This window comes from Streptomyces sp. NPDC014733, from assembly GCF_043083385.1.
GTDB lineage: Bacteria > Actinomycetota > Actinomycetes > Streptomycetales > Streptomycetaceae > Streptomyces.
Genome location: NZ_JBIBYO010000027.1, coordinates 1 through 17,467, shown reverse-complemented (window position 1 = coordinate 17,467; position 17,467 = coordinate 1). Strand labels below are relative to the sequence as shown.

Below are 17,467 nucleotides of genomic sequence, written 5' to 3'. Positions count from 1 at the left end.
CCGTTTCCGGTCCGAATTCGTTTCCGATTACCCGTCGGAGGGGTTTGCCTCGGGCTGCTTACTTTCGTTTGCGGCGCCTTGGCGTGGTCACTACTCTAGCGGAATTCCCGGATAACCCGTAATCGAGCGACGCGGTCGAATTTCGGCAATGCGAAAGTGACCCCGTTCGGGGATCGAGCTTGAGTAGTGGTGGTGCCGCCGTCCGGCTGCGCAGATAGCGCTGCCCATCTCCAGCGGCTCGGGCCACGTTAGACGTTCCGGTTCCCGGAGTCAAGGAGCTGCGGTGCGGGTCACGTGGCCCGCACGGTACGGCGCCGCGGTACATGCGGGCGGTACCGGCTGACCGTCGGCTCGCCCTCGATCCAGTAGCGCCACGGATGGGCCGCACCGTCGCCGCCGACACCTGTGCGGGGGCCGTTCCGTACCTGCTCGGGGGCGGGTGGACGGCCGTGGAGGACGGAGAGGGGTGCGCCGGGGCCGGTGCAGAGGTCGGTGCCGTCGAGGGTGCGGTCGATGCCGAGGGCGGTGGCGAGGCGGGCCGGTCCCTGGGCCAGCTCGTGGGGGCGGCGGGCCTTGGGGCGGCGGGCCCGTGCCAGTTCCGTACCGGTGAGGACCTCCCCGGCGCGTACCAGGACCCCGCTCGCGTGGTGCTCCGGACCGCAGACGAAATTGAGGCTGAACCACATGCCGTAGATGAAATAGACGTACGCGTGGCCGGGCGGGCCGAACATCGAGGCGTTGCGCGGGGTGCGGCCCCGGTAGGCGTGGGAGCCGGGGTCGCGTTCGCCGGCGTATGCCTCCACCTCGGTGAGGCGCAGTTCGATCGGGCCGTCCGGGGTGGTGCGCACGAGGGTGCGGCCGAGGAGATCGGGGGCGACCTCCAGCACGGGACGGTCGAAGAAGGCGTGCGTGAGCGGCATACGTTCCGGTACGTCGGTCATGTGCGCCGAGAGTAGTGCAGAAAAGAGGGGGGTGACGTGGCGCGGGCAGACGCCCTTGGGAGGCTGGGCGCGGGAACCGGCGGCCGCCGGTTGCCGTCGACAGCAGGCGGGCCGTGAGCGCGGCCGCCGGAGCGATGTCAGGCGTCGGGCCTGGGGAGGACGGACATGGGGTTCAAGAAGCTGCTGGCGAGCTTGGGGGCCGGAGGCGCGTCGGTGGAGACGGTGCTCTTCGAGGAGAACGTCGTGCCCGGTGGCGTCGTTCAGGGTGAGGTGCGGATCCAGGGCGGATCGGTGGCCCAGGAGATCCAGGGACTGTCGGTCGGGTTGCAGGCGCGCGTCGAGGTGGAGAGCGGCGACGAGGAGTACAAGCGCAACATCCAGTTCACCGAGATGCAGCTCGGCGGGGCGTTCCAGGTGCAGGCCGGTGCGGTGCACACCGTGCCGTTCGGGCTGGAGATCCCCTGGGAGACGCCGATCACCATGTTCCTCGGGCAGCATCTGCGCGGGATGAGCGTGGGCGTGACGACGGAGCTGGCGATCGCGCGGGCGGTGGACTCCGGGGACCTCGACCCGGTGAACGTGCACCCGATTCCGGCGCAGCAGGCGATCCTGGACGCGTTCGGGCAGCTCGGTTTCCGCTTCAAGGCGGCCGATCTGGAGCAGGGGCACATCCGCGGGACGCGGCAGCGGCTGCCCTTCTACCAGGAGATCGAATTCTCCGCACCTCAGCAGTACCGCGGGCTCAACGAGGTCGAGCTGTCGTTCGTCGCCGACGACCGGGAGATGGACGTGGTGCTGGAGATGGACAAGAAGGGCGGGCTGATCAGCGACGGGTCGGACACGTACCGGTCGTTCACGATGGGGCTGCACGACTTCGGGCAGACCGATTGGGCGGGGTATCTGAACCACTGGCTGGCCGAGGTCGGCGGGAAGCGGAACTGGCTCTAACCTGGCCGGACAGTGTCAGCAAGCGACCAGGAGGTGTCGAGGTGTCCGAGCTGAAGCGGCGGCCGCTCCCGCACGATTTCCACCCGCAGGTACCGGAGTTCGCGGTGGCGAGCGACGAGGTGGCGCCGGGCGGGACGCTGGGTTCCGCGCAGGTGTACGCCGAGGGCAACCGTTCGCCGCAGCTGCGGTGGGAAGGTGCGCCCGCGGGGACGAAGAGCTACGCCGTCACCTGCTTCGATCCGGATGCGCCGACCGGCAGCGGATTCTGGCACTGGTCGGTGTTCGACATCCCGGCGTCGGTGACGGAGCTGCCGGCGGGTGCCGGGTCCGGTGCGATGACGGGGCTGCCCGCGGGCGCGGTCCATGTCCGTAACGACTACGGGACGCGGGACTTCGGCGGCGCGGCGCCGCCGCCCGGGGACGGTCCGCACCGGTACGTCTTCACGGTGTACGCCGTCGACCAGGAGAAGCTGGGTCCCGACGGCGACGCGTCGCCCGCGGTGGTCGGCTTCAATCTGCGGTTCCACACGCTCGGTCGGGCCCAGTTGGTGGCCGAGTTCGAGGTGCCCGCGGAGGGCTGAGGCCCGTAATTGCGTTGCGCCCCGGTGTTCCTCGCACGCAGGGTGGTTCCGGTCGGTGGCTCCTTCGGGCCGCCGGGCAGCCGGTACCGCTGCGGCGGGAGCGCCGGGGCGCAGGTGTGTCGCCCCCTGCTCGCCGGGGCCGGGCGCGTGGTGCGTCCGGTCGCCTCGCCGGTCGCCGTACGCTCCGGATCCGAGCGGTACACGGGGGTGGGATCCGGGGCGCACTCCCCCTTTTGCCGGGCCGTGCCCGGATGTCGTACGTCTGTCGCCCGTGGTGTTCCGGGCGCTTCGCGCACCCGGGCGGGTCGCCTTCCCTTCGTCTGCCGATTACTCGTCATTTCCCTTGTGGCATGGGGAAATTGCGTTGTGGCGGGAAATGCTTCCCCTGCACAGTGGAGCCACTTCGCCGCGGGGGCGAACGGGCCGGGAGGTGGGCGGGATGCGCGAGACGCTGGTGCTCAACGCGAGCTTCGAGCCGCTGTCGACGGTGACGTCGCGTCGGGCCGTGGTGCTGGTGATGCAGGAGAAGGCCGTCGTCGAGCACGCGCATCCGGGGCTGCGGATCCGGGCCGCTTCGGTGGAGGTGCCGGTGCCGCAGGTGATCCGGCTCAGCCGGTACGTACGGGTGCCGTTCCGAAGATGGGCTCCGTGGTCGCGGCGGGGTGTGCTGGTGCGGGATCAGCACCGGTGCGCGTACTGCGGGCGGCGGGCGACGACCGTCGATCACGTCGTACCGCGCTCGCACGGCGGCGGTGACACGTGGCTGAATACCGTCGCTTCCTGTGCGGAGGACAACCACCGGAAGGCGGACCGTACGCCGGAGCAGGCCGGGATGCGGCTGCTGCGGCGGCCGTTCGAGCCGACGCCCGCGGAGGCGATGCTGTCGGCGCTCGGGGTGTCCGTGCGGGAGGAGTTGCCGGAGTGGGCGTCGCCCGCGGCGTGACGCACGGGCACGGTGGCCGTCGTCCGGCCGCGTCGTGGGGCAGCTGCCTCAGCGGACGAGTTGGACGATGGCCACCACGCCGACGAGGACGATGACGGTGCGCAGGACGGCGGGCGGCAGCCTGCGGCCGATGATCGCGCCGATGCGGCCGCCGAGGGCCGAGCCGGTGGCGAGGAGGGCGACGGCCGTCCAGTCGAAGTGTGCGACGAAGAGGAAGATCACCGCGGCGACGCCGTTGACCAGCAGGGTGAGGACGTTCTTGAGGGCGTTGAGCCGTTGCAGGCTCTCGTCGAGCACCAGGCCCGCCATCGAGAGGTAGAGGACGCCCTGGGCGGCGCCGAAGTAGCCGCCGTAGGCGCTGGCGAGCAGCAGTCCGGTGAAGAGGACGGGGCCGCCGTGGCGGCGGGGCGCGGTGCCGTTGCGGGCCCGGCGGGCGCGGAGGACCGCGGCGAGGCGGGGCTGGACGACGACGAGGACGAGTGCGAGGCCGACGAGTACGGGGACGATCGCGTCGAAGGCCCGGGACGGCAGGGCGATCAGCAGGACCGCGCCGGTGGCGCCGCCGAGGAGGGCGGCGGTGCCGAAGAGGAGGATGCGGGGGCGCTGGCCGGTCAGTTCGCGGCGGTAGCCGAAGGCACCGCTGAGCGAACCGGGCACCAGGCCGAGGGTGTTGGAGACATTCGCGGTGACGGGTGGGAGGCCGACGGCGAGCAGCACCGGGAAGGTGATGAGGGTGCCGGAGCCGACGACGGTGTTGATCGTTCCGGCGCCGAGGCCCGCGGCGAGGACGGCGAGTGCTTCCCAGGTGGTCACGCGATCCCCCGTGGTCGTCCGGTGCGGATGCGTCCGATCATGCAACAGGGGGTGTCTCCCCGGTCGGTGTGACCGGGCAGACACCCCCTGAGAGCAGGTGGGTCAGTCGATGGGCGGTGCCTGGCGGGGCGTGGGGGTCTTGACGAGCGGGTCCTTGCCGCCGCCGGGGGTGAAGTTGCCGAGGGCGCCGCCGAGGCCCTTGAGGGCGTCGCCGATCTCGCTGGGCACGATCCAGAGCTTGTTGGCGTCGCCTTCGGCGATCTTCGGGAGCATCTGGAGGTACTGGTACGACAGCAGCTTCTGGTCCGGGTCGCCGGCGTGGATGGACTCGAAGACGGTACGGATCGCCTGCGCCTCACCCTCGGCGCGGAGCGCGGCGGCCTTGGCCTCACCTTCGGCGCGGAGGATGGCGGACTGCTTCTCACCCTCGGCGGTCAGGATTTGGGACTGCCGGGTGCCCTCGGCCTGGAGGATGGCTGCGCGCTTGTCACGGTCGGCGCGCATCTGCTTCTCCATCGAGTCCTGGATGGAGGTCGGCGGCTCGATGGCCTTCAGCTCGACGCGGTTGACGCGGATGCCCCACTTGCCGGTGGCCTCGTCGAGGACGCCGCGCAGCGCCGCGTTGATCTCCTCGCGGGAGGTCAGGGTGCGCTCCAGGTCCATGCCGCCGATGATGTTGCGGAGCGTGGTGACGGTGAGCTGCTCGATCGCCTGGATGTAGCTGGCGACCTCGTAGGTCGCGGCACGGGCGTCCGTGACCTGGTAGTAGATGACGGTGTCGATGTTGACGACGAGGTTGTCCTGGGTGATCACCGGCTGCGGCGGGAACGGCACGACCTGTTCGCGGAGGTCGATGCGGTTGCGGATCGAGTCGATGAACGGGACGACGATGTTGAGGCCCGCGTTGAGGGTGCGGGTGTAACGGCCGAAGCGCTCGACGATGGCGGCGCTCGCCTGGGGGATGACCTGGATCGTCTTGATGAGTGCGATGAACACGAGCACCACCAGGATGATCAGGACGATGATGATCGGTGCCACTGCGACTCCCGTGCCCTTCGTCTGGTCCTCCGGCCGTGGCCGGCTTGGGTGTTGATCGAGTCTTTCAGACTCGTGGTGCGTCGTCAGCGCGTTCCGGTCAGATGACCACAACGCTTTCCGGTCAGATCACCACGGCGGTGGCGCCTTCGATCTCCACGACGTCGACCTGGGATCCGGGTTCGTAGGCGCGGTCGCCGTCGAGGGCGCGGGCCGACCAGATCTCGCCGCCGAGCTTGATGCGGCCCCCGGCGCCGTCGACGCGCTCCAGGACGGTGGCGCTCTTTCCCTTGAGGGCGTCGATGCCGGAGGCGAGGACGGGTCGCTGGGTGCGGTGGCGGTTGGCGAGGGGGCGGACGACGGCGACGAGCGCGACGGAGACCGCGGCGAAGACGAGGAACTGTATGACGGTGCCGCCACCGAGCGCTGCGGTGACGGCACTTGCGACGGCGCCGACCGCGAACATCCCGAACTCGGGCATCGCGGTCACGACGAGCGGAATTCCCAGCCCCACGGCGGCGATCAGCCACCACACCCATGCGTCCACCGCTTCATGGTAGGGCGGGGGCGCTCCGCGGGAACAGGGCGTAAAGCGTCAGGAAAGGGGCAGTCCCTGGGCGGTCCAGCGGTCGCTGCCGTTCCGCTCGACGATCAGGGGGAGACCGAAGCAGCGGGAGAGGTTGGCGGAGGTCAGTTCGAGGTCGAGGGGACCGGCGGCGAGGACCTTGCCCTGACGGATCATCAGGACGTGGGTGAAGCCGGGGGCGATCTCCTCGACGTGGTGGGTGACCATCACCATCGAGGGGGCGTACGGGTCGCGGGCGAGGCGGCCCAGGCGGCGGACGAGGTCCTCGCGGCCACCGAGGTCGAGGCCGGCGGCGGGCTCGTCGAGGAGGAGCAGCTCGGGGTCGGTCATCATGGCGCGCGCGATGAGGGTGCGCTTGCGCTCGCCCTCGGAGAGGGTGCCGAACTTCCGGTCGAGGTACTCGTTCATGCCGAGGCGGTCGAGGAAGGCGCGGGCGCGCTGCTCGTCGATGTCCTCGTAGTTCTCCTGCCAGTGGGCGGTCATGCCGTAGGCGGCGGTGAGCACGGTCTGCAGGACGGTCTGGCTGCGGGGGAGCTTGTCGGCGAGGGCGATGCCGGCGATGCCGATACGCGGGCGGAGGTCGAAGACGTCGACCCGGCCGAGGCGCTCGCCGAGGATGGTGGCGCTGCCCTTGGTGGGGAAGAGGTAGCTGGAGGCGAGGTTGAGCAGGGTGGTCTTGCCGGCGCCGTTGGGGCCGAGGATGACCCAGCGCTCACCCTCCTTCACCGACCAGGAGACCTGGTCCACCAGAGCCCGCCCTTCGCGGACCACGGATACGTCCACCAGCTCCAGCACATCGCTCATGAGTGCCCTGTCTCCCATTGTTTCTCGGTCGTCACGTGCGCCTGCGGGCGCCTCCCCCGTGCAAACCTACGCCACTCGATGTCAGTGCCGTTCCCTAGGCTGGGGGCCATGCTCGATGAACCTCGTTCGGGACGGCTGGCGGCATGGGGAAATGCCCTTTTGGCCGGACTTGTCTCGCTTGATGATGCCGCGGAGCAGATCGCGGACGACGACGCCGTGCACCGGGTGCGGGGCCTGCCGGGTGAGGCCGCGCCGGTGGGACTGACGCTGGCGCTCGGCCGGCTGCGGGCGATGGGGGCGGTGGGGCTGCGGGTCGCGCTGCCCGCGCCGGGGCATCCGCTGGGGCTGAGCGGACCGCCGGAGTTCAACGCCCGGGCGCTGGACGCCGGGGAGGCGGTGCTGGCCACGGGCGCCGGGGTCGGTCTGGTGCCGGAGATACATCGCGCGGGGCCGGACGGCGGCTCCGGGCAGGACGTCCATGTCGAGGTGGTGTGGGAGTGCCTGCCGGTGCGGGAGGCGCCGCCCGCCGATGTGCCGTCGCTGGGCGAGGCGGAGCGGGAGCTGGCGGAGGCGTTGCGGGAGGCGACCGAGGCGCTGACGCGGCTGGACGTGGCCGGGTCCGGTCCGGTGGCCCAGGCGGCACTGGAGGCGTACCGGGCGCGGGCCGAGGCCGGGCGTCAGGTGCTGGCGCCCGGGTATCCGCCGCGTGCGGCGCGGGTGCTGGAGCTGGCCCAGCGGGTGGGGGCGCTGCTCGCCATCGCGCGGGGTGCGGGCGGGGACGGCCGGGAGCACGGCGGCGCGGTCAGTTCGTCGGAGATCGCGGCCCGCGCGGAGGCGCTGCGTCCGGTGGAGCGTACGGCCCGGCGGGCGCAGGTCGCGGCGTACAACGCGGCGGTGGAGGAGCGTGAGCGGCGGGGGTGAGCGACGGTCCGGGCCGGGGCGTGCGGCTGCCCCCGGTCCGGTGTGGTCCGGCGTACCGACCGGTGGCGCGCCCCGGCCCGGTGCGCGTTCCGGGCCGGCCGCTCGGTGGCCGGTCAGCCGCCCACCCCGTGGCGGACCGCCCAGAGGGCGGCCTGGGTGCGGTCGGCGAGGTCCAGCTTCATGAGGATGTTGGAGACATGCGTCTTGACGGTCTTCTCGGAGAGGACGAGCGCGCGGGCGATCTCGCGGTTGGAGCGTCCGTCGGCGATCAGGCCCAGCACCTCGTTCTCCCGCTCGGTGAGCGTGGTGCCCCGGCCCTGGCCGGTGCCGCCCTCCTCCTGGGCGAGGAGGGCACCGGCCACCTCCGGCTGGAGCAGCACGTGCCCGGCGTGGACGGAGCGGATGGCGCCGGCCAGCGCCTCGGGATCGATGTCCTTGTAGACATAGCCGGCGGCCCCGGCGCGCAGGGCGGGGACGACGGTGCGCTGTTCGGTGAAGCTGGTGACGATCAGCACCCGGGCGGGATTGGTCAGTTCGCGCAGGGTGCGCAGCGCCTCGATGCCGTCCGTGCCGGGCATCTTGACGTCCATCAGGACGACGTCGGGGCGCAGCCGTTCGGCGGCGGCGATGCCTTCCGTCCCGTCGGCGGCCTCGCCCACGACCTCGATGTCGTCCTGGATCTCCAGGAACGTCCGCAACCCGCGGCGGACCACCTGATGATCGTCGACCAGCAGCACCCGGATGGTTCCGGTGCCGCCCGCGGGGTCCGCGGGGGCCTCGGCGGCGGGGGCGGCACCCGGGGGGACGCGGCGCGGCTCGCGGCCGTCGCGCTGTTCAGCTCGGTTGCCGGTTGGGGCGTTCTCAGCCACCGGGCACCTCCATCTCTACAGCGGTGCCCTGGCCGGGCTCCGATTTCACGGTGAGCACGCCACCGACGCCGTTGGCGCGGTCGCGCATCGACACCAGGCCCAGGTGACGGCCGGCCGTCCGGACCGCGCCGGGGTCGAAGCCGCAGCCGTCGTCGGCGACCCGGAGCAGCGCGCCCTGGCCGTGCCGGGCGAGGGTGACGTCGACGCGCCCGGCGCCACTGTGCCGCAGCGCGTTGTGGAGCGCCTCCTGGGCGACGCGGAGCAGCGCCTCCTCCTGGGAGGAGGGCAGGGCGCGGACCCCCTGGGCGCCGAAGGTGACGCGGGCGCTGTGGGCACGGTCGAGGACCTGGGCCTGGGAGCGGAGGGTGGCGACCAGCCCGTCCTCGTCGAGGGCGGCGGGGCGCAGCTCGACCACGGCGGCGCGCAGTTCGTCGGCGGCCTCGGCGGCCAGCGCGGCGACCTGGTGCAGTTCGCACTTGGCGCGGTCCGGGTCGCGGTCGACGAGTGCGGTGGCCGCCTGGGCGGTGAGCCGGAGCGAGAAGAGCTTCTGGGCGACGGCGTCGTGCAGCTCGTGGGCGAGGCGGGCGCGCTCCCCCGCGATGGTCAGTTCACGGCTGCGTTCGTAGAGGCGGGCGTTGGTGAGGGCGATGGCGGCGTGCTGGGCGAGGATGCCCAGGAGGCGTTCGTCCTCGGCGGTGAAACCGCAGCCGCCGGCCGGTTTGGGGCAGCGCTTGTTGGCCAGGAAGAGGGCGCCGAGGATCTCGTCGCCGTCGGCGACCGGCAGCCCCAGGAAGTCGGACATGTCGGGGTGGGCGGCGGGCCAGCCGCCGAAGCGGGGGTCCTGGCGGACGTCGGCGAGGCGCTCGGGGGTGGCCTGGTGGAGCATCGCGGCGAGGATGCCGTGCTGGCGGGGCAGCGGGCCGATGGCCTTCCACTGCTCCTCACTGACGCCGTCGACCACGAACTGCGCGAAGCCGCCGTGATCGTCGGGCACGCCGAGGGCGGCGTATTCGGCGTCGAGCAGTTCCCGGGCCGAGGCGACGATCGTCTTGAGGACGTCGCGCACCTCCAGATGCCGGCTCATCGCGAGGATCGCGCTGCTCACCGCGGGGATTCCGGCTCCCGGTCCGTTGGTCATACGTTTCACCGTACCGGCGCCCGGCGAGGGGCGTATCGGTCCGCCGCCGTGCCGGTCCTCGGTCTGCGGACCTAGGCGTGCCCGCACGGTCCCGTCCGGCGCGCGACGCCCTCCGGGCGAACGACGGGCTGCTACGGACGCCCTCTGGACAAGCGGCCGCCATTTCCGGCGCAACAGTCATTTTTCACCTTTAACCTAAACATCCCCTAGTCCCCTATATAGGGACATTGCACGCACACCCTCCTCCACTCTCCTCCCCCAACGTGCGGATCGCGCCGAAGTCCGCGGATTCGGCGGTCCGCACCCCGGGGAGGCGTCCGCGGTTCCAGACTCGGCGCATGACAGAAGCGACGAGGACCTGGACCCCGACCCACGGCGACCCTTACCGAGGCGTTCCGTACCGTCCCGCGCGGATACCTGCGGCGGAGTCGCTCACCCGCGCGGCAGAGCTGCGGGCACGGATGGACGAGCGGCGGACCGTGCGGCAGTTCTCCACCGACCCGGTGCCCGAGCAGGCCGTCCGGGACGCCATCGCCTGCGCGGCGACCGCACCGTCCGGGGCGCATCAGCAGCCGTGGACGTTCGTCCTGGTCAAGGACCCGGACGTGCGGCGGCGGATCCGGGCGGCGGCGGAAGAGGAGGAGCGCGTCTCCTACCAGGGGCGCCTGGGCGAGGAGTGGCTGGCCGCACTGCGCCCGCTGGGGACGGACGAGGTCAAGCCGCATCTGACCGATGCGCCGTATCTGATCGTGGTGTTCCAGCAGCGGCACTGGCTGGGCGAGGACGGCAGCAAGCGCAAGCACTACTACGTCGACGAGTCGGTGGGCATCGCGGTCGGGATGCTGCTGTCCGCACTGCATCTGTCGGGGCTGGCCGCGCTGGTGCACACCCCGAGCCCGATGCGGTTCCTGCAGGAGGTCCTGGGACGCCCGGCCAATGAGAAGGCGTTCGCCGTGATCCCCGTCGGCTACCCGGCCGATAAGTGCGAAGTGCCGGATTTGATCCGAAAGTCCCTTAACCAGGTCCTGGTCGAAATCTGAGGCTTATTCGCCTCATACGTACGGTGCAACTGCGATCACACCCGGCGAGGCAAACCTTGTCCGGGTGTGACGCCGCGCATAGGGCCCAGGTCACCTACGACCCGCTTTAGTCGCCCGGTAAACCCTCATGAGCTGGGACTCTTCCCCGGGGGACGCCGCATCGGGCACCCCGGTCCCACTATTCCGGGTCGTATGTCACCTCGTTGCCCGGCGAATTTACGGCCGCTAAGAATGGCTCCCGTCGCTCGGCGCCGCGGTCCCCACCCGGCGTTCTCCGCCACCAACGGCTCCCTGTGACGTCCCCCTTTCGGAAGGTCTACTTCGCCATGCCCAAGCACGCCCTTTTCGGCCTTGACCGCCTGACGCGGACCCACAAGCTCTCCGCCGCCGGCATCGCCGCGGCCGGCGCCGCCGCCCTCGCCTTCACCGTCGTACCGGGCGCCGACGCGGGCCAGAGCACCGGCCAGGCCACCGCCGCCCACGTGCAGCCGGTCGCCTTCAGCAGCACCGTCGGCGGTGCGGCGCAGACCCAGCAGGCCACCATCGCCAAGCAGGCGGACGCCTCCACCAAGGCCGGCAAGGCCGAGGCCGCCGCCAAGGCGAAGGCTGCCGCGCAGGCGAAGGCCGAGGCCGCCGCGAAGGCGAAGGCCGCCAAGGAACGCGCCGCGCAGCAGACCGCCAGCCGGTCCACCGACCGCGCCGCCCTGCCCGTCGCCGCGAAGACCCCGGTCAAGACCTACACGAACAACCTCGACGGCTGGATCCGCCAGTCGCTCGACATCATGGCCAACAAGGGCATCCCCGGCTCGTACGACGGCATCTACCGGAACATCATCCGGGAGTCCGCGGGCAACCCGATGGCCATCAACAACTGGGACATCAACGCCGTCAACGGCGTGCCGTCCAAGGGCCTGCTCCAGGTGATCGCCCCGACCTTCCAGACGTACCACGTCGACGGCACCTCCTGGGACATCTACGACCCGGTCGCCAACATCACCGCCGCCTGCAACTACGCGGCCGACAAGTACGGCTCGATGGACAACGTCAACTCCGCCTACTGAGCGGACCGCGTCCGACCGCCGAGGGGCGGCACCCGATCACGGGTGCCGCCCCTCGGCGGTGGTACGTCACGGGCACCGGGTCACTTGCGCATGACCTCCGGCTCGTGGCGGCGCAGCAGGCGGGCCACGACGAAGGCGAGGGCGACGCCGAGCGTGATCAGGATGATCATGTCCATCAGGTAGACGCCGGGCTGGTGCTGCCACAGCGGATCGGGGTTGGCGGGCGTCCCCTTGGCCAGGTTGGCGGGCTCCCACGGCAGCAGGCGGTTCATGTCGGCGGTCGCGCCCATCGCGGCGACGGCCCAGCGCGACGGCATCAGCCAGGAGAACTGCGCGACGCCGATCGTGTCGAACAGCTGGAAGAGCACGCCGGTGAAGACGACCTGGACGATCGCGAACATGACCAGCAGCGGCATGGTCTTCTCGGCGGTCTTGACCAGCGCGGAGATGATCAGGCCGAACATCATCGAAGTGAAGCCGAGCGCGATGATCGCCAGCGTCATCTCGACGCCCGGCAGGTGGCGGAAGATCACACCCTCCGCGGGCATCGTCCGCGTGGAGAAGCCGATCGCCGAGATGATCACGCCCTGGAAGGCGGTGGCCACCCCCAGAACGATCACCTTGGACATCAGATACGCCGACCGCGACAGGCCGGTGGCCCGTTCACGCTCGTAGATGACCCGCTCCTTGATCAACTCACGGACGGAGTTGGCGGCGCCGGAGAAGCACATGCCGACCGCGAGGATCAGCATGATCGTGGAGGCGTCGCGGTTGGCGCCGTGCCGGTTCTCCGGCCCGTACCCGAAGCCGTAGTCGCTGGGGATCAGCATCGAGACGATGCCGAGGACCGCGGGCAGCGCCAGCATCAGGACCAGGAATCCGCGGTCGGAGGCGAGCACCGAGACATAGCGGCGCATCAGCGTCCACAGCTGGGAGCCCCAGCTCTGCGACTTCTGCATCCGGGCGGGCGGCGACTGGATCTGCACCGACTGCGGGGCGACCGCGTCGATGTCCGCCGCGTACATCTGGTAGTGCGGGGAACCGCGCCAGCGGCCCATCCAGTCGTAGTCGCGGTAGTTCTCGAACGCCGAGAAGACATCGGCCCAGGAGTCGTACTGGAAGAAGTTCAGCGCCTCCTCGGGCGGACCGAAGTAGGCGACGCCGCCGCCCGGCGCCATGACCAGCAGCTTGTCGCAGATGGCCAGTTCGGCGACGGAGTGCGTGACGACCAGGACGGTACGGCCGTCGTCGGCGAGGCCGCGCAGCAGCTGCATCACGTCGCGGTCCATGCCCGGGTCGAGGCCGGAGGTCGGCTCGTCGAGGAAGATCAGCGACGGCTTGGTCAGCAGCTCCAGGGCGACCGAGACGCGCTTGCGCTGGCCGCCGGAGAGCGAGAAGACCTTCTTGTCCCGGTGCACATGGAGCTTCAGCTCGTGCAGCACCTCGTCGATCCGCGCCTCGCGCTCGGCCTCCGCGGTGTCCCCGGGGAAGCGGAGCTTGGCGGCGTAGCGCAGCGCCTTCTGGACGGTCAGCTCCTTGTGGAGGATGTCGTCCTGCGGGACCAGGCCGATGCGCTGACGCAACTCGGCGAACTGCTTGTAGAGGTTCCGGTTGTCGTAGAGGACATCGCCCTCGTTGGCGGGGCGGTAGCCGGTGAGCGCCTTGAGGAGGGTCGACTTGCCGGAGCCGGAGGGGCCGATGACGGCGATCAGCGACTTCTCCGGGACGCCGAACGAGACGTCCTTGAGGATCTGCTTGCCGCCGTCGACGGTGACCGTGAGGTGGCGGGCCGAGAAGGAGACGTCGCCGGTGTCGACGAACTCCTCCAGCCGGTCGCCGACCAGGCGGAACGTGGAGTGACCGACGCCGATGATGTCGTTCGGGCCGATGGCGGCGGAGCCGGACTTGGGGACCGGCTGACCGTTGACGTAGGTGCCGTTGTGGCTGCCGAGGTCACGGATCTCGAAGCGGCCGTCGGGGGTGGCGTGGAACTCCGCGTGGTGGCGGGAGACCTGGAGGTCGGAGACGACCAGCTCGTTCTCCAGCGCACGACCGATGCGCATCACCCGGTCGAGTTCCAGGCGGTGGAACGTGGTGGGGCTGCGGTCGCCGCCCGGCTGCGGCCGGGCCGCGCCCGCCTGCGGGGCGGGCTGCTGCCGGTCCTGCTGCGGCGGGACGTACGGCTGACCGGCGCCGGCGGGCGGCTGGTGGCCCTGCGCGACGGGCGGCTGCCGGTCGGCGGGCGGCTGCTGCCAGCCCTGCGCGGCGGCCTGCTGCGGCGCCGCGGCGGGCGCGCCGTAGGCACCGGCGCCCTGGGCGGCGGCCGGGGCGGCGGCGCCCGACAGGGTGATCCGCGGGCCGTCGGTGGCGTTGCCGAGGTGGACGGCCGAACCGGCACCTATCTCCGTCTGCTGGATCCGCTGACCCTGGACGTACGTGCCGTTGGTGCTGCCCTGGTCTTCGATGACCCAGCTGTGTCCGGCCCACCGCACGACGGCGTGACGCCAGGAGACCCTGGCGTCGTCGAGCACCATGTCGCCCTGCGGATCACGGCCCACGATGTAGGACCGGGACGGATCGAGCGTCCAGGTCCTACCGTTCAATTCCAGTACGAGTTCAGGCACTCCACGCCCCATTACATAGTCCCCCGAGTGACGCCCTGTATGGGAATCCAGGGATGGCGAACATCGTGGGGAACTATTTCAGGCTCGGCCCGCCTACCGGAAACCGGGACGCGGGCCCGGCGCGGACCGCGTACGGGACGTCCGTACGGGGACGCGGACGGCACCCGTCAAACCACACGGGAGCGGCGAAACCGTGCACCGCAACCGGCCGCGGAGCGCTCTGATCCAGCCGCCGGGAGGGGCCGGGACGGGCCGGAAGAGGGTGCGGACACGAGTCCATAACGATCAGCTGCGGGGCGGTCCGGGGGCGTCCGGACGGGGGCGGAGAGCCGGTTCCCCGGCCGGTCACCGGGGGTCCGGAAGCGCGGTCGGCTCGCCGTGTGCGCCGGTCCGGCCAACGGACAGGTGTACGGGCGGACGCGCCGGGCGGTTACCGTAAAGGCACCATGAGCGCATCGCAGATCCCGCCTGCCACCGCCGTACCGGGCGATGACGTACCGACCCTCCTCGTGAAGATCTTCGGGAAGGACCGGCCCGGCATCACCGCAGGTCTCTTCGACACCCTCGCCGCCTACTCCGTCGACGTCGTCGACATCGAACAGGTCGTGACCCGTGGCCGCATAGTGCTGTGCGCCCTGATCACCGCGCCCGCAACCGGGGCCGAGGGGGCCTCCGAGGGCGGCCTGCGGGCCACCGTCCACAGCTGGGCCGAATCGCTGAACCTCCAGGCCGAGATCATCTCCGGCCGGGGCGACAACCGTCCGCGCGGCACCGGACGCTCGCACATCACCGTGCTGGGCCATCCGCTCACCGCCGAGTGCACCGCCGCGATCACCGCCGCCATAACGTCCTGCGGCGGCAACATCGACCGTATTTTCCGGCTCGCCAAGTACCCGGTGACGGCCGTGGAGTTCGCGGTGTCCGGCGCCGCCACGGACGCGCTGCGCTCCGTGCTGGCCCCCGAGGCGGCCCTCCTCGGCGTGGACGTCGCCGTGGTGGCGGCGGGACTCCAGCGCCGGGCGCAGCGGCTGGTCGTCATGGACGTCGACTCGACGCTGATCCAGGACGAGGTCATCGAGCTGTTCGCGGCGCACGCCGGATGCGAGGCGGAGGTCGCCGAGGTCACCGCGCGGGCGATGCGCGGTGAGCTGGACTTCGAGCAGTCGCTGCACGCCCGGGTCGCACTGCTGGCCGGCCTCGACGCGTCCGTCGTGGAGACGGTACGCAAGGAGGTCAGGCTCACGCCGGGCGCCCGCACCCTCGTCCGCACCCTCAAGCGGCTCGGCTACCAGGTCGGCGTCGTCTCCGGCGGATTCACGCAGGTCACCGACGCGCTCCAGGAAGAGCTGGGGCTGGACTTCGCCGCCGCCAACACCCTGGAGGTCGCGGACGGGAAGTTCACCGGCAAGGTGACCGGCGAGATCGTGGACCGGGCCGGCAAGGCACGGCTGCTGCGCAGCTTCGCGCACCAGGCCGGGGTGCCGCTCGCGCAGACCGTCGCCATCGGCGACGGCGCCAACGACCTGGACATGCTCAACACCGCGGGCCTCGGCGTCGCCTTCAACGCCAAGCCGGTCGTCCGCGAGGCGGCACACACCGCCGTGAACGTGCCCTTCCTCGACACCGTGCTCTACCTGCTGGGGATCACCCGGGAAGAGGTCGAGGCGGCGGAGACTCATGTGGGGTGAGGGGTAGAGGGGGGTGCGGGGTGGGGTGAGGTTTTGGGGGTCTGAGGTTTGAGGTCTTGGAGGGGGCGCTTGGGGGCCTGGGCCCTGTTGGGGGCCCTCCCCCTCCCCCCACCCTCCCCTCCCGCTCCCCGAGCGGTCAGCTCGTCGGCGCCGGTGGTTCGTGAGCGCCGACGACCTGGCCGTTCATACTTCCCGGCCACACAGCCGGTACTTCTCTCGGGCCCGCAGCCCGTACGTCTCTCAGGCCCACGGCCCATCCGACTCTCTCGGGCACCAGCTCCCCCAGGACGGCCCCTCTCGGCCGCAGCCCCAGGCACAGGCCGTCTCCCCCCCAGACCCTCACCCGCAAGGTCGGGGCCCGCTCCCTTCAGGCCCCCGCAAACGCCGGGGCCCGTCTCTCCGGCAGCCCGGGGCCCGCGGACCTCACTCGTGGGGCGGCCAGTACGCGGTGAGGCGTCCCACGCCGTGCTCGACGGACTTCCAGGAACCGTTGAACTCGATGACGGCCATCGCCGACGTCGGGAATCCACCGCGGTTCATGCGCGCCAGCAGATCTCCTTCCGCCTCGCCCGCCAGCGCGTCGGCGAGTGCGTGCACTCCGGGGTTGTGGCCGACCACGAGGAGGTTGGTCACCTCGTCGGAGGTTTCGTTGAGCACCGCGATCAGTTCGCCGAGCGAGGCCTCGTAGAGCCGCTCGTCGTAGACGGTCTTGGGGCGCCGGGGCAGTTCGCCGACGAAGAGCTTCCAGGTCTCACGGGTGCGGGTGGCGGTTGAGCACAGAGTGAGCTCGGGGGTGATCCCGGCTCCGGCCAGTCGCCGTCCGGCTGCCGGGGCGTCCATCCGGCCGCGGTCGGCGAGCGGGCGCTCATGATCGCTGTCTTGTGTCCATTCGGCTTTTGCGTGTCGGAGGAGGACGATCCGGCGAGGTGTATCGGCGCTCATGTGTCCCAGCTTCGCATGAAAGGCGGCGCGGGGCGCGGGGTGTTGGGAGGCTCCCACCGGGGTGTGACCGTGGTCCGCGGCGGGTCAGGCGGAGAGGGTGCGGGCCGCTATCTCCAGCAGGCGCGTCACCGCGGTGGGGGCCGGCGCGGTGGAGGTCACCGGCAGGGCGAGCAGGATCGCGAAGGTGGCGACGGGGAGTGCCAGCGCCCACCACGGCAGCTGTCTCCGCGCGGTCCCGGTGCGCGGCGCGGGCCGGGCGGCGTCGTGCCGGGGCGCGGGGCCGGCGGGACGGCGGGACGCGGTGGACATGATCGCCTCCGTGAGATCGAAGCGCGCCGCGGGGGGGGCGCGTACCGCGGGGTGCGGTGTACTTCGAAGGTACGGGGGACGGGTGGGCGTTCCTATCCGGGAAAGCCCCCACTGATCCCTGAGGCTGATCCCCTAGGTGTGTTGTCCCGGGACGTTGGTGACACGCGCGTGGGGTGCTTGAACGGGTGAGGGCCTTCTGGCTCGGTGTGGATTGCGACATCTAC

The 17,467-nt window shown here is 71.2% G+C and carries 17 protein-coding genes; 7 read left to right on the top strand and 10 right to left on the bottom strand.

Going from position 1 to position 17,467, the window contains the following annotated elements; genetic code table 11:
• Nucleotides 1-290 precede the first annotated feature (290 nt).
• Complete coding sequence (locus ACF1BH_RS30615) at nt 291-941, bottom strand: DNA-3-methyladenine glycosylase (RefSeq protein WP_391647677.1); 651 nt, start codon at nt 939-941, stop codon at nt 291-293.
• Between the two features lie 165 nt (nt 942-1,106).
• Between ACF1BH_RS30615 and ACF1BH_RS30610 the strand changes: the two genes are divergently transcribed.
• The 3 genes from ACF1BH_RS30610 to ACF1BH_RS30600 all read left to right on the top strand — a co-directional run bounded on the left by ACF1BH_RS30610 (nt 1,107) and on the right by ACF1BH_RS30600 (nt 3,413).
• Nucleotides 1,107-1,889 carry a sporulation protein gene (locus ACF1BH_RS30610; protein WP_391647676.1) on the top strand — a complete coding sequence of 261 codons (783 nt, stop codon included), beginning with the start codon at nt 1,107-1,109 and terminating at the stop codon, nt 1,887-1,889.
• 41 nt (nt 1,890-1,930) lie between these two features.
• Nucleotides 1,931-2,470, top strand: a complete 540-nt coding sequence (locus ACF1BH_RS30605; protein ID WP_391647675.1) for a YbhB/YbcL family Raf kinase inhibitor-like protein — start codon at nt 1,931-1,933, stop codon at nt 2,468-2,470.
• Nucleotides 2,471-2,909: 439 nt separating this feature from the next.
• Nucleotides 2,910-3,413 carry an HNH endonuclease gene (locus tag ACF1BH_RS30600; protein WP_391647674.1) on the top strand — a complete coding sequence of 168 codons (504 nt, stop codon included), beginning with the start codon at nt 2,910-2,912 and terminating at the stop codon, nt 3,411-3,413.
• 48 nt (nt 3,414-3,461) lie between these two features.
• On the opposite strand, the gene ACF1BH_RS30595 is transcribed toward ACF1BH_RS30600, so the two are convergent.
• The 4 genes from ACF1BH_RS30595 to ACF1BH_RS30580 form a co-directional block, all read right to left on the bottom strand.
• Complete coding sequence (locus tag ACF1BH_RS30595) at nt 3,462-4,226, bottom strand: sulfite exporter TauE/SafE family protein (RefSeq protein WP_391647673.1); 765 nt, start codon at nt 4,224-4,226, stop codon at nt 3,462-3,464.
• A 102-nt stretch (nt 4,227-4,328) separates the two neighbouring features.
• A complete protein-coding gene (locus ACF1BH_RS30590; protein WP_030289488.1) occupies nt 4,329-5,264 on the bottom strand; it encodes an SPFH domain-containing protein in 936 nt (311 codons plus the stop codon).
• Nucleotides 5,265-5,385: 121 nt separating this feature from the next.
• Nucleotides 5,386-5,796 (bottom strand): NfeD family protein, encoded by a 411-nt coding sequence (locus tag ACF1BH_RS30585; RefSeq protein WP_345085010.1) that lies wholly within the window; start codon nt 5,794-5,796, stop codon nt 5,386-5,388.
• Between the two features lie 60 nt (nt 5,797-5,856).
• A complete protein-coding gene (locus ACF1BH_RS30580) occupies nt 5,857-6,669 on the bottom strand; it encodes an ABC transporter ATP-binding protein (protein WP_391647672.1) in 813 nt (270 codons plus the stop codon).
• A 90-nt stretch (nt 6,670-6,759) separates the two neighbouring features.
• Between ACF1BH_RS30580 and ACF1BH_RS30575 the strand changes: the two genes are divergently transcribed.
• Nucleotides 6,760-7,572: a hypothetical protein gene (locus tag ACF1BH_RS30575; protein ID WP_391647671.1), complete on the top strand. Its 813-nt coding sequence runs from the start codon at nt 6,760-6,762 to the stop codon at nt 7,570-7,572.
• Nucleotides 7,573-7,685: 113 nt separating this feature from the next.
• On the opposite strand, the gene ACF1BH_RS30570 is transcribed toward ACF1BH_RS30575, so the two are convergent.
• Nucleotides 7,686-8,315 (bottom strand): response regulator, encoded by a 630-nt coding sequence (locus ACF1BH_RS30570; RefSeq protein ID WP_391647678.1) that lies wholly within the window; start codon nt 8,313-8,315, stop codon nt 7,686-7,688.
• Nucleotides 8,316-8,433: 118 nt separating this feature from the next.
• Nucleotides 8,434-9,579 (bottom strand): GAF domain-containing sensor histidine kinase, encoded by a 1,146-nt coding sequence (locus tag ACF1BH_RS30565; RefSeq protein WP_391647670.1) that lies wholly within the window; start codon nt 9,577-9,579, stop codon nt 8,434-8,436.
• A 338-nt stretch (nt 9,580-9,917) separates the two neighbouring features.
• On the opposite strand from ACF1BH_RS30565, the gene ACF1BH_RS30560 reads away from it, so the two are divergent.
• Together ACF1BH_RS30560 and ACF1BH_RS30555 are read left to right on the top strand one after the other, a co-directional pair.
• Nucleotides 9,918-10,619: a nitroreductase family protein gene (locus ACF1BH_RS30560; protein ID WP_391647669.1), complete on the top strand. Its 702-nt coding sequence runs from the start codon at nt 9,918-9,920 to the stop codon at nt 10,617-10,619.
• Nucleotides 10,620-10,945: 326 nt separating this feature from the next.
• Entirely contained in the window at nt 10,946-11,680 is a 735-nt protein-coding gene (locus tag ACF1BH_RS30555) for a transglycosylase SLT domain-containing protein (protein ID WP_391647668.1), read from the top strand.
• An 80-nt stretch (nt 11,681-11,760) separates the two neighbouring features.
• Here ACF1BH_RS30555 and ACF1BH_RS30550 read toward each other — a convergent pair whose 3' ends face one another.
• Nucleotides 11,761-14,316 (bottom strand): FHA domain-containing protein, encoded by a 2,556-nt coding sequence (locus tag ACF1BH_RS30550; protein WP_391647667.1) that lies wholly within the window; start codon nt 14,314-14,316, stop codon nt 11,761-11,763.
• A gap of 434 nt (nt 14,317-14,750) precedes the next feature.
• On the opposite strand from ACF1BH_RS30550, the gene serB reads away from it, so the two are divergent.
• Nucleotides 14,751-15,992, top strand: coding sequence for a phosphoserine phosphatase SerB (gene serB / locus ACF1BH_RS30545; RefSeq protein ID WP_391647666.1), 1,242 nt, complete (start codon nt 14,751-14,753; stop codon nt 15,990-15,992).
• Between the two features lie 423 nt (nt 15,993-16,415).
• On the opposite strand, the gene ACF1BH_RS30540 is transcribed toward serB, so the two are convergent.
• Together ACF1BH_RS30540 and ACF1BH_RS30535 are read right to left on the bottom strand one after the other, a co-directional pair.
• Nucleotides 16,416-16,934: a SixA phosphatase family protein gene (locus tag ACF1BH_RS30540; protein WP_391647664.1), complete on the bottom strand. Its 519-nt coding sequence runs from the start codon at nt 16,932-16,934 to the stop codon at nt 16,416-16,418.
• An 84-nt stretch (nt 16,935-17,018) separates the two neighbouring features.
• Nucleotides 17,019-17,243, bottom strand: coding sequence for a hypothetical protein (locus tag ACF1BH_RS30535; protein ID WP_391647663.1), 225 nt, complete (start codon nt 17,241-17,243; stop codon nt 17,019-17,021).
• Nucleotides 17,244-17,467 lie beyond the last annotated feature (224 nt).